This window comes from Marivita sp. (genome assembly GCF_017643905.1).
GTDB lineage: Bacteria > Pseudomonadota > Alphaproteobacteria > Rhodobacterales > Rhodobacteraceae > Marivita.
The window spans coordinates 1-11,482 of the sequence record NZ_JAEPMO010000135.1; the positions used below are offsets into that span (position 1 = coordinate 1).

The following is an 11,482-nucleotide window of genomic DNA, read 5'->3' on the forward strand; positions in this document are numbered from 1 at the left end:
ATGGAGCGGCGTCTGGCGCAGGTGCAGGAGCAGATGAACGAGAACCTGCACGGCTCCGCCCGACGCACGGCGCAATCGCTGGGGGATCTCCAGCAGCGACTCCAGAGCATCGACAAGGCGCAGGAGAACATCACCAAGCTGTCTGGCGACGTGCTGTCGCTGCAGGACATCCTGTCGAACAAGCAGACCCGTGGCGCGTTCGGGGAGATCCAGTTGACGGATATCGTCGGCAAGGCGCTGCCCAAGGACAGCTATACGCTGCAGGCGACACTCTCGAACGGCAAACGGGCGGACTGTCTGATCCACCTGCCGAACCCGCCTGGGCCGATTGCCATCGACAGCAAGTTTCCGTTGGAAGCCTATGAACAACTGCGCCGCGCCGAGACGCAGGATCAACTGACCCGCGCGGCGCAGCAGCTTCGGCTTTCACTGCGAAAGCACATCAAGGACATTTCCGAGAAATACATCATCGAAGGCGAAACCGCGGACGGTGCACTGATGTTCCTGCCCTCCGAGGCTGTATATGCGGAGCTGCACGCGAACTTCCCCGAAGTGGTGCGCGATGGGTTCGCAGCGCGGGTCTGGATCGTGTCGCCGACCACCTGCATGGCGACGCTGAACACGATGCGGGCGATCCTCAAGGATGCGCGGATGCAGGAACAGGCGGGGGCGATCCGCAAGGAACTGGGCCTGCTTTATGCCGATGTGGACCGGCTGGGTAGCCGGGTGGAAAACCTCGACCGGCATTTCGGGCAGGCGGCGAAGGACATCGCGGATATCAAGATCAGCGCCGACAAGGCGGGGCGCAGGGCGCGGCGGCTTGATAATTTCGATTTCGAGGAATTGGCCAAGGATGACCCTGTGCCGGTGGTGCGGCTGGCGACCCCACCCGGGGAATAGGTCAGCATCCGATCCGGAATGTTTCGCGCGCGAAACAATGGGACCGCTTCGGACCCTTTAACCGATTGTTAACAAATGCGCGGAAGGCGATGCGTCGACGCATCGCGCGTTTCCGTTGACGGAAACGACCCCAGCGTAACATGTTACTTGTCAAAACACCGCTTGGTTGGGATAAATTCTCATGAACTCGATTGAATTGGATCAATTCGACAAGACAATCCTGCGCATCCTGCAACGAGATGCCAGTCTCAGTGTCGAAACCATCGCCGATCAGGTTGCCCTGTCGCGCAATGCCTGTTGGCGACGGATCAAGGCGATGGAACAGTCCGGAATAATCACCGGGCGTGTCGCGTTGGCAAACCCGGCCAAGCTGGGCTGTCCGCTGGAAGTCATGGTGATGATCCGCGCCGGGCGGCATGACGCAGATTGGCTGGACAGCTTTCACAAGGCGGTGCGCACCATGCCCGAGGTGGTCGGTGCCTATCGGATGACAGGGGATCTGGATTACCTGCTTCGGGTCCGCGTGGCAGACGTCCCGGCCTACGATTCGTTCTACAAGCGCGTGATCGCGCGGATTCCGCTCTCGGATATTTCGGCCAGTTTCGTTATGGAAGAGATCAAGGAAACGACGGCCTTGCCGATCTAGGGGGGATGATATGGCCCAGGACATTCGCACCACGGCGGAATATGCCGAAGCCGATGCATTGCCACGCAAATACGATTCCCATGCCAAGGGATGCGGCGAAAGCGGAGAAAAAGCGCTGCCCGATGCGGTAATGCGCCGTTCTTTCAAACAGAAAAGCGACGCAGAATGGGCCTATGAGCGCTTGATCCTTTATATCCAGAATTTCGAGGAACAATTGGACAACGAACACGAGGTCGCGATGGGCTTTGCTGGAAACGACACCGGTGTGCTTCGCATCGAAGGGCTGGGCTATTTTGACCCTGATATCGTGACCTTCTACGGATCGGACGAAGAGGGCGGACGGATGCAATTGATCCAGCATGTCTCGCAGCTTAACGTGACGCTGCGCGCGCTGCCGATCCCCAAGGAAGACGCCACGCCGCGTCGGATCGGGTTTGAACTTGCTGCAGAATTGGAACAATCCACCTAGACCGCGACACACTGCGCGCTTGGCATGGGTGACAGGGTCGGGCAAATCGGGTAGCGACTCGAAAACATTAATGAGGGATGTCTCAAATGGCTGAACACAAGCACGGTACAATGGACACAACCGCTCAGGAAAAGACCTTTGATGGCTTCGTCCGCTGGTCTGTCCGGGTTGCCGCTTTCTCGATCGGGGTTCTGATCTTCCTCGCGATCTTCAACTCCTGAGTTCTGCCCAGAGGCTGACATGACCATGGTATCGCGCATTCTTGCCGGACTGGCCCTGTTGGCCTTGATGGGTTGCGGCGCGGGCGCGGAATTGCGCCCGAATGCCTCGCCCGAAGTGATCAGCAGCGCGTCCTACCGCCATCCCGGCCCGACCGCGCTGACGCTGTTCACGATGATCAACAATCGCACCGGTCAGGGGGCCCATACCAGCCTGATGATCAATGGATCGCAACGGGTGATCTTTGATCCAGCGGGGTCTGTCCGGCTGAGCGCGGTGCCGCAAAGAGGAGATGTCCTCTATGGCATCACTCCCGCTGTTGCGGATTTCTACGCGCGTGCTCATGCGCGGGAAACCTTCCACGTCGTGATACAGACCATCGAGGTCTCGCCCGAGGTGGCAGAACGTGCACTGCGCCTTGCGACGTCCAACGGTTCGGTGGCGTCGGCGCAATGCGCGCTGAGCACCTCTGCCATCCTCCGGAAGCTCCCGGGGTTTGAAAGCATCGGATCGACCTGGTTTCCGAAACGTCTGATGGATGATTTTGAAAGTTTGCCCGGTGTGCAGACGACCAAGATTTTCGAGAATGACAGCGACGACAAAGCGGTCGCTATTGCCCAGTTCGAACAGGCGCTTGCGGGTCAGTGACCCACGTCAGAACAGAAGGCTGAGCGACACCAGAACGGCCGCGCCAATACCCATGGCCGAAAACACATTCTTTGTCAGATACCCCACTGCAAAAGTCGCAACTGCGGCGGCAAGGCGTGTGGCGTCCGGCTCTCCGCCAGTGGCAGTGGGCCAGATCACAAGTGGTGCGACCAGCGCCGGGATCACGGCAACAGCCGTATAGCGCAGGTGCCGCAGCAGCCATTCGGGGATCGCGCGGTCGCCCACAAGCCCGAGGAAGGCAAAGCGCAGGCAGAAACTGCCCAGTCCCAACGCGATGATGATGGTCCAAAGTTCGGTTGCGTCGGTCACGGTTTGATCCCCAGGCGAAGTTCGGCCTGAGCACCTGCCATCATGCCGCCCAGACCGGCGACCAGAAGGCCCATATTGTAGGGCAGCCAGGCAAAGGCCAGCGCGAGGATGACGGACACCAAGGCGGCAATCCGATGCGCGGGCGTACGAAGCATGGGGCCGACCATGGCCAGAAAGGCGATGGGAAGCGCGAAATCAAGCCCGAGGCTGGGTGGGATGCTTTCGCCCAGAACCGCGCCGACGAAGGTGAACAGATACCACGGCGGGCAGATCGGTGTCATCACACCAAGGAAATAGGCGAATTTTTCGGCCGTGGTCTGATCCGGGTTCTTCTCATAGTCGAGGATCGATTGCGCGTAGGTTTGATCGACGAGGAAATACGCCACGATCCCGCGCTTCCAGAGCGGCAGCGGCCCCAGATGCGGGGTGATCGACGCGGAATACATCGCCATGCGCAGATTGACCGCCAATGCCGAGGCGAGCACCACCAGAGTCGGCGCGTTTTCATTGATCAGCTGCAACGCGGTGAATTGGGCTGCCCCTGCGATCACCACAATGGAAAAGCCCATGGTCTCGTGCACGGCCAGCCCGGCCTCGGTGGCGAGAACGCCAAAGAGCATGGCAAAGGGGCCGACGACGGCAAGGAAGGGCAGCCCGTCCCGGAGGCCCCGCCAGTAGCTTGACATTGCGGTCCCTGCCGCCATCACTGTGCCTCGTCTGCTGTGTTCGGATCGGACGTAGCCTTGGACGAGGGGAGATGCAATCTATGCCGGATGACGTGCTTCGGGACTACCTCATCGCGCCCGATCCGGGCGCGCCTCGGCTGACCCGCCGGGTGGTGGGCACCGATCACACCGGGGCCGAGACCGAGATCAGCGTGGTCGAGGAACGGCCCCTGACGATTTTCCTGAACGCGCAGGAAATCGTGACGGCGATGACGATCGGGGATTATCCCGAGTATCTTGCGGTTGGGTTTCTTCGTAATCAGGGCATGCTGCGCGACGATGATGTGGTCACGAAGGTCGAGTATGACGATGATCTTGAGGTCGTGGTCGTGCGCACCGAACGGCAGACCACCTACGAGGAGAAGGTCAAGAAAAAGACCCGCACCAGTGGCTGTGCCGTGGGCACGGTGTTCGGTGACATGATGGAGGGGCTGGACAAGGTGGTGTTGCCGCAGGTGGAGCTGCGGACCTCTTGGCTTTATGCGCTGGCGCACAAGATCAACACGACGCCCTCGCTGTATCTGGAGGCGGGGGCCATTCACGGTACGGTGCTCTGCCACCAGGATCGCCCGCTGGTCTATATGGAAGACGTGGGCCGCCACAACGCTGTCGACAAGATCGCGGGCTGGATGTTTCAGGAAGGTGTCGGGCCGGAGGACAAGATCCTCTACACCACTGGGCGGCTGACCTCGGAGATGGTGATCAAGACGGCGTTGATGGGCATCCCGGTGCTGGCCTCGCGGTCGGGTTTCACCGCATGGGGGGTCGAGATCGCGCGTCAGGTGGGGTTGACCTGCATCGGGCGGATGCGCGGCAAACGGTTTGTCTGCTTGTCTGGTGAAGAGCGTTTGGTGCGCGACATGGACCCGGACTCTGTGCCCGAAGAAAGCCGCAAGAGCCGCAGGAAGAGCGCGGAATGAGTTTGCCCTTGGGAGTGATCCTTGCCGGTGGGCTGGCCACCCGCATGGGCGGCGGTGACAAGGCGCTGTTGCAGGTCGGGGGGCAGACGCTGCTGAACCGGGTGATCGACCGGTTGCAGCCGCAGGTGGCTGGCATGGCGCTCAACGCCAATGGTGACGCAGCGCGGTTTGACGCGTTTGAATTGCCGGTTCTGCCGGACAGCATCGCCGGATACCCCGGCCCGCTGGCGGGTGTTCTGGCGGGGCTCGATTGGGCGGCGGAGCAGGGCGCAGAGGCGATTGTGACCGTCGCTGCGGACACGCCGTTCTTCCCAGCCGATCTGGTCGCGGTGTTTCAGGACATCGCCCAAGGCATGGCTCATCCGCTGGTTCTGGCTGCCACGCCGCGCGGTGAGGAAAAGACCAAATCCATGAGTCGCTCCGGCCTGATCCGCCACCCGACATTCGGCCTCTGGCCCGTCGCGCTGCGTGATGATTTGCGCGCGGCGTTGGAGGAGGGGATTAAGAAAGTGGTGATCTGGACGGAAAAACATGGTGGACGCGAGGCGGTGTTCGACACGGACAATGGCGATCCATTCTTCAACGTGAACACACCCGACGACCTTGAGGCTGCAGAGGCGATGGTATGAGAATTTACGGGGTCACCGGCTGGAAGAACGCGGGCAAGACCGGGTTGATGGAACGTCTGGTGACCGAGATCACCGGGCGGGGCATCACCGTGTCGACGGTCAAACACGCGCATCACACCTTTGACGTGGACCATCCCGGCAAGGACAGCCACCGCCACCGGGTTGCGGGCGCGACTGAGGTGCTGCTGGCGTCACGCAACCGCTTTGCACTGATGCACGAGCTGCGCGATGAGGCGGAACCAACGCTGGAAGAGTTGCTGTCCAAGCTTATGCCCGTCGATCTGGTTCTAGTCGAAGGCTACAAGCGCGACCGCCATCCCAAGGTGGAGGCCTTCCGCGCCGAGACCGGAAATAACCTGATCGCGCCGGGTGATCCGACCATTCGCGCTGTGGCGAGCGACACGCCGATGGACCTTGACCGTCCGGTGTTTGACCTCAACGACACCAAGTCGATTGCCGATTTCATCCTGTCAGAGGTTGGGCTTTGACGGCGTTCGACACGATTGCGATTGTCGATTGGTCCGCCGGGAAACGCGCGCCTGCCCGCCCGTCGAAAGATGCGATCTGGATTGGTGTTGTGCGCGAGGGAGCCGAGCAGGAGCCGGTTTATTGCAGATCGCGCAATGAGGCCGAGGGATGGCTATCCGGGTTTCTTGATGCCGAGGCGCAGGCCGGGCGGCGCGTGCTGATCGGGTTCGATTTTCCGTTCGGGTATCCAAGCGGATTCGTCCGGCATGTCACGGGTACCGACGACCCGCTGGCGTTTTGGGATTGGCTGGAGGCGCGGATCACCGACAGCGAGGCGGGCGAGAACAACCGCTTCGATGTCGCGACAGAGATCAACCGCCTGTTCGACGGGCCGGGGCCGTTCTGGGGCAAGCCGTCCGAGGAGGGTTGGCCGGATGTGCCCTATCGCAAGGTTGGTGTCTCTTACGACAGTTTTGCGGAGCGGCGCGCCTGCGATCTGGCGGCAAAGGCGTCGTCTTCCTGTTTTCAACTCTTCTTTAACCCGACTGTGGGAAGTCAGGCCTTGATGGGACTACCGATACTCGCACGGTTGCGGCGGCGTGCGGGTGTCGCGGTCTGGCCCTTTGAAGACTGGGCCGAGGCGCAGGCTGTGCTGGTCGAGATCTGGCCGGGTTTGGTCGAGCCGGCCGTAAAGGAGGTGCAGGGCAACGAGATCCGCGATGCGGTGCAGGTCCGGCTGTTGGCGCGCGCATTGGCTGGGCTGTCATCCGAGCGATTGACTGCGCTGTTGGCGGATGTCGGACCAGAGGCCAGGGAGGAAGCCTGGATCCTCGGCGCCGGGCATGCCGAAATGCTGACATCGGCGGCGCGGGGTCGGGTGGCACTGGAGCCACCCCCCTTGCGCAACGATTGTTTCGCCTTGCCTGCGGGTGTGGACTGGACGCCGGTGGACGATGCGCTGGCGCTCTTGCGTGATCGGATGACCCCGGTGGTGGGTGTGGAAACGGTGCCTCTGATGCAGGCAGCCGGGCGCGTGCTGGCCGGTGATGTGGTGGCCAAGCGGTCGAACCCGCCACATCCGAACACGGCTGTCGACGGGTATGGCTTTGCTGGTGCGGCGATCGGCGAAGGGCCTCAAGTGTTGCCGTTGGTCGAAGGGCGTGCGGCGGCGGGTGCGCCCTTTGCGGGCTCGGTTCCGACAGGGCACGCGATCCGTGTCCTGACCGGGGCCGACCTGCCCGACGGTGTGGATACTGTCGTGTTGGACGAGGACGTGCGTGTTGGCGACGGTCAGGTCGCCTTTCGCGGACCGTTGAAGCGCGGCGCGAACACGCGCAAGGCGGGCGAGGATGTGCTTCAAGACGAGGTCGCGCTTGTAGCAGGGCGGGTGCTTACCCCGGCGGATCTCGCGCTGGCGGCGGCGGTGGGGCATGGCGCGCTTGACGTGCGCCATCGGCTGCGCGTGGCGGTTTTGTCGACCGGGGATGAGATTGTCGAACCCGGTGCTCCGGCGGCAGAGGGGCAGATTTATGATGCCAACCGTCCGATGCTGCTTAGCCTTTGCGCCGGGTTCGGATTTGAGGTGGCCGACATGGGCCGCGCTGCGGATGATCGCGCTGCGGTGCGGACGGCCTTGGATGCGGCGGCCGCGCGGGCGGATGTGATCCTGACGTCTGGCGGCGCGTCTGCGGGCGACGAGGACCATATCTCGGCCTTGTTGCGCGACACGGGGGCGATGCAGGAATGGCGGATCGCGCTGAAACCCGGTCGACCGTTGGCCTTGGGCCTTTGGCAGGGTGTTCCGGTATTTGGCCTGCCGGGCAACCCGGTGGCGGCGCTGGTCTGTACGCTGATCTTCGCGCGCCCGGCGATGCGGGCGCTGTCGGGTGCCGGCTGGGCAGAGCCTCAGGGGTTCACCGTGCCTGCGGCGTTCGAGAAGCGCAAAAAGCCGGGCCGTCGTGAATACTTGCGCGCACGGATGCGCGATGGCCGGGCAGAGGTGTTCAAGTCGGAAGGATCGGGGAGGATCAGCGGGTTGAGTTGGGCGGAAGGCCTGGTCGAGTTACCGGATGGTGCCGTGCATGTTCAGCCGGGTGACCCGGTTCGGTATATCCCGTTCTCGTCTTTCTCCACTTAGGTCCTTCCCGATTTTTCGTACGAAGAATCGGGCCCCGCGAAGACATGTCAGGAAATGGTTAAGGCTTCGTGTCTGTTGACGAACCGCGTCAGTCGAACGTCCCGGTCACTCGGCCTAGGAGCATGAACGCGCGCGCGGTCCGTGTGCTTGCGAGGTCCGAGATCTCTGCGTCCGACGCGGTGTTTTCGAACCGCGCAAATCCCTTGTCGAACAGCCGCAGGAAGTGATGCGCGGCATCGCGAAAGATCGGGTCCTGTTTCATTCGACCCGCGGTCAGCGCCAGTGACGAGCGGTCGCGCACGCCGCCCAGAGCGGCGATCGTGCGCCCGCGTTCGCCCTTCGCAAAGCGGCGCCACATCTCGGGGCGCGCCATGTCGGGGCGCAGGTCGTCCATGTAAATCCCGTCCTGGCTGAGCAGGGTCAACACATCCTGTGCCGCCTGCACCAGTTGCGCAGAGGGTCGGTCTTTCAAGGCGCGACGCAGGGCTGCAAAACCCTCTTTGTCGTCGGCGGTTTCCGGGAAATGCAGCGCTCTGATGAAATCCGAATTCGACAGTGGTGGTTGCAGCGCCTCTGCCGGTGTTCCCAAGGCCAGCGTGGGCTGGTCGCCGGTTTCGGGGTCCGGTGCACCAGCCTGCACTGCAATCTGTGCGGCGCGGGTCGAGGTGAACATTGCCAGGGTGGTTTCGGCCTTTTTCTGCGCGTCGGCGATCTCTTCCAGTTTCTTCACAATCGACGGGTGCGGGGCCTGATCGCGCCCGCCTGCCTGGTTTTGGGCAATGTAGGCGTGACGGATTGCGTCGATGGCGGTTTGCAGCCGCGCGCTTTCTTCGCGCATAATGCGAGACGACCGCGAGCCGACGGCGGCCACCCAGATCATGCCAACCGGAAAAAAGATCACCATCAGCGTCAGAAGAAAACGCAGACCGTCCGCACCGTCATTGCCTGAGAACACGAAAAACGCAGCAGAGATCACCAGCCATACCACGCTGAGCGCTGCAGCGGTGAGTTCGATCCCGCTCAGCCCGCGCGTGACCTCTCCAGGGAGAGCCTGGATGGACTTTTGTCCGGAGCGTGCGTCTTTTTGCTGTGTCATGGCGGGGGTTCGACCCATCAGATGTATTCAATCTTCAACACTTCGTAGGACTTGTCACCACCTGGAGTGTGGACCTCGACACTGTCGCCCTCTTCCTTGCCGATCAGCGCACGGGCAATGGGCGATTTGATGTTGAGCAGACCCTTTTCGATATTGGCCTCATGTTCGCCGACGATCTGCCAGGTCTTTTCCTCGTCCGTGTCTTCATCGACCAGCGTTACGGTCGCGCCAAACTTGATCGGGCCGGACAGCTTGGTCGGGTCGATCACCTCGACAAGGCTCAGCACACCTTCAAGTTCCTTGATGCGGCCTTCGATGAAGCCCTGCTTTTCGCGGGCAGAATGATATTCCGCGTTTTCCTTGAGGTCGCCCAACTCGCGCGCTTCGGCAATCGCCTGGATGACGGCGGGACGCTCTTCGGACTTGAGCGTTTTCAATTCGGCTTCCAGCGCGGCGTGGCCCGCGCGGGTCATGGGCAGCTTTTCCATGGGACGGTTCCCTCTAGGTCGGCAGAGCGAAAACTCTGGCGCCATATTACGTTGGCGCGGTCTAAACATGTCACTTGCGTTGGCGCAACAGTGACCTGACCCGCCGTCGAAACGCAAGAGGCGTTGCGCTGGATTGGCGGGGTATGGCGCAGGAAAATGCTGCAATTCCCGTGCAAACCGGGTTGTAACGCCGTGTCGCAATTGACCGCTCTTGACCTGCACGTTACGTGACCCAGCAGGTTTTCGACACGTGACATTCAGGAAAGAGCCCGACATGACCGAACACACGCGCGAAGCGATGGAATATGATGTTGTCATCGTTGGCGCAGGCCCCGCTGGCCTGTCCGCCGCGATCCGTCTGAAACAACTCGACGCCGAACTGAACGTCGTTGTTCTGGAAAAAGGCTCGGAAGTGGGCGCGCATATCCTGTCGGGTGCGGTTCTTGATCCGTGCGGCCTTGATGCGCTGATCCCCGATTGGAAGGCAAAGGGCGCGCCGCTCAACGTTCCGGTCAAGGACGACAATTTCTACATGCTGGGCGAAGCGGGTCAGATCCGCATCCCGAACTGGCCGATGCCGCCGCTGATGAACAACCACGGCAATTACATCGTGTCGATGGGCAATGTCTGCCGCTGGATGGCCGAACAGGCCGAAGAATTGGGTGTCGAGATTTTTCCGGGCATGGCGTGCTCGGAAATCGTCTACGGCGACAATGGCGAGGTCATAGGCGTGGTTGCCGGCGAATTCGGCAAGAATTCCGATGGCACTCCGGGGCCGGGCTATGAGCCGGGGATGGAGCTGCACGGCAAATATGTTTTCCTGAGCGAAGGCGTGCGCGGCAGCCTCGCCAAGGAAGTGATCGCCAAATACGATCTCTCGAAAGGCAAGGAACCGCAGAAATTCGGCCTTGGCATGAAGGAAATCTGGGAGATCGACCCCGCCAAGCACCGCGAAGGCTCTGTCACCCATACGATGGGCTGGCCGCTGGGCAGCAACGCGGGCGGCGGTTCGTTCATTTACCACCTCGACAACAATCAGGTCTATGTCGGCTTCGTGGTTCACCTGAACTACGAGAACCCGCACCTCTATCCCTACATGGAATTCCAGCGCTTCAAGCACCACCCGATGGTGGCCGAGCTGCTCAAGGGCGGCAAGCGTGTAGCCTATGGCGCACGGGCGATTTCCGAAGGGGGTTACCAGTCGATGCCGAAAATGGTGGCACCGGGTGTGGCGCTGCTGGGCTGCTCGGTTGGCATGGTCAACGTGCCGCGCATCAAGGGCAACCACAACGCGATGCTGTCCGGCAAAGCTGCTGCCGAAGCCGCCTATGCCGCCATTCAGGACGGCCGCGCTTCGGACGAACTGACCGCTTACGAAACCGAAGTGCGGACCGGCGCCATCGGCACTGACCTCAAGAAGGTGCGCAACGTGAAACCGCTCTGGTCCAATCGTGGGCTTCTGGCCTCGCTCACCGTCGGTGGGTTCGACATGTGGACCAACACGCTGGGCTTCTCGCTGCTGGGCACGCTGGGACATGGCAAGTCCGACGCCGAAGCGACGGGTGAGGCGAAGAACTTCAAGCCGATCGATTACCCCAAGCCGGATGGCAAACTCTCATTTGACCGCCTCACCAACGTGTCCTTCGCGGCCACCAACCACGAGGAAAGCCAGCCTGCGCACCTGAAGCTGAAAGATCCGTCCATCCCGGTATCGGTCAACCTGCCGAAATATGGCGGACCATCAGCGCGGTATTGCCCGGCGGGTGTCTATGAATTCGTCAAAGACGAAAAAGGCGATGACAAGTTC

Annotated in this window: 14 protein-coding genes; 10 read left to right on the plus strand and 4 right to left on the minus strand. The window is 61.6% G+C overall.

What is annotated here, in order from left to right; genetic code table 11:
• The 5 genes from rmuC to JJ869_RS18280 form a co-directional block, all read left to right on the plus strand.
• Positions 1 to 900 (plus strand): DNA recombination protein RmuC (gene rmuC / locus JJ869_RS18260; protein ID WP_292269258.1); only part of this gene is annotated, 900 nt, incomplete at its 5' end.
• Positions 901 to 1,081: 181 nt separating this feature from the next.
• Positions 1,082 to 1,546: an Lrp/AsnC family transcriptional regulator gene (locus JJ869_RS18265; protein ID WP_292269260.1), complete on the plus strand. Its 465-nt coding sequence runs from the start codon at positions 1,082 to 1,084 to the stop codon at positions 1,544 to 1,546.
• Between the two features lie 10 nt (positions 1,547 to 1,556).
• Positions 1,557 to 2,015 (plus strand): DUF6173 family protein, encoded by a 459-nt coding sequence (locus JJ869_RS18270; RefSeq protein ID WP_292269262.1) that lies wholly within the window; start codon positions 1,557 to 1,559, stop codon positions 2,013 to 2,015.
• An 86-nt stretch (positions 2,016 to 2,101) separates the two neighbouring features.
• Positions 2,102 to 2,236 (plus strand): aa3-type cytochrome c oxidase subunit IV, encoded by a 135-nt coding sequence (locus JJ869_RS18275; RefSeq protein WP_292269264.1) that lies wholly within the window; start codon positions 2,102 to 2,104, stop codon positions 2,234 to 2,236.
• Positions 2,237 to 2,255: 19 nt separating this feature from the next.
• Entirely contained in the window at positions 2,256 to 2,882 is a 627-nt protein-coding gene (locus JJ869_RS18280) for a hypothetical protein (RefSeq protein WP_292269266.1), read from the plus strand.
• A gap of 6 nt (positions 2,883 to 2,888) precedes the next feature.
• Here JJ869_RS18280 and JJ869_RS18285 read toward each other — a convergent pair whose 3' ends face one another.
• Together JJ869_RS18285 and JJ869_RS18290 are read right to left on the minus strand one after the other, a co-directional pair.
• Positions 2,889 to 3,212: an AzlD domain-containing protein gene (locus JJ869_RS18285; RefSeq protein ID WP_292269267.1), complete on the minus strand. Its 324-nt coding sequence runs from the start codon at positions 3,210 to 3,212 to the stop codon at positions 2,889 to 2,891.
• A complete protein-coding gene (locus JJ869_RS18290; protein ID WP_292269270.1) occupies positions 3,209 to 3,916 on the minus strand; it encodes an AzlC family ABC transporter permease in 708 nt (235 codons plus the stop codon). The genes JJ869_RS18285 and JJ869_RS18290 overlap by 4 nt, the downstream gene beginning before the upstream one ends.
• A gap of 53 nt (positions 3,917 to 3,969) precedes the next feature.
• On the opposite strand from JJ869_RS18290, the gene JJ869_RS18295 reads away from it, so the two are divergent.
• Genes JJ869_RS18295 through glp form a run of 4 tightly spaced genes read left to right on the plus strand, consistent with a single transcriptional unit; the run spans position 3,970 to position 8,091 of the window.
• A complete protein-coding gene (locus JJ869_RS18295; RefSeq protein ID WP_292269272.1) occupies positions 3,970 to 4,857 on the plus strand; it encodes a formate dehydrogenase accessory sulfurtransferase FdhD in 888 nt (295 codons plus the stop codon).
• On the plus strand, positions 4,854 to 5,486 hold the full coding sequence (mobA, locus tag JJ869_RS18300; RefSeq protein WP_292269274.1) for a molybdenum cofactor guanylyltransferase MobA: 633 nt from the start codon (positions 4,854 to 4,856) through the stop codon (positions 5,484 to 5,486). Before JJ869_RS18295 ends, mobA begins: the two co-directional genes overlap by 4 nt.
• On the plus strand, positions 5,483 to 5,974 hold the full coding sequence (gene mobB / locus JJ869_RS18305; RefSeq protein WP_292269275.1) for a molybdopterin-guanine dinucleotide biosynthesis protein B: 492 nt from the start codon (positions 5,483 to 5,485) through the stop codon (positions 5,972 to 5,974). Before mobA ends, mobB begins: the two co-directional genes overlap by 4 nt.
• The gene (gene glp, locus JJ869_RS18310; protein WP_292269277.1) at positions 5,971 to 8,091 is read left to right on the plus strand and encodes a gephyrin-like molybdotransferase Glp; all 2,121 of its coding nucleotides are present in this window, start codon (positions 5,971 to 5,973) and stop codon (positions 8,089 to 8,091) included. The genes mobB and glp overlap by 4 nt, the downstream gene beginning before the upstream one ends.
• An 88-nt stretch (positions 8,092 to 8,179) precedes the next feature.
• Here glp and JJ869_RS18315 read toward each other — a convergent pair whose 3' ends face one another.
• On the minus strand, positions 8,180 to 9,187 hold the full coding sequence (locus tag JJ869_RS18315) for a hypothetical protein (protein WP_292269278.1): 1,008 nt from the start codon (positions 9,185 to 9,187) through the stop codon (positions 8,180 to 8,182).
• A 17-nt stretch (positions 9,188 to 9,204) separates the two neighbouring features.
• Positions 9,205 to 9,675 (minus strand): transcription elongation factor GreA, encoded by a 471-nt coding sequence (gene greA / locus JJ869_RS18320; protein ID WP_292269279.1) that lies wholly within the window; start codon positions 9,673 to 9,675, stop codon positions 9,205 to 9,207.
• A gap of 274 nt (positions 9,676 to 9,949) precedes the next feature.
• Between greA and JJ869_RS18325 the strand changes: the two genes are divergently transcribed.
• Positions 9,950 to 11,482 (plus strand): electron-transfer flavoprotein:ubiquinone oxidoreductase (locus JJ869_RS18325; protein ID WP_292269281.1); only part of this gene is annotated, 1,533 nt, incomplete at its 3' end.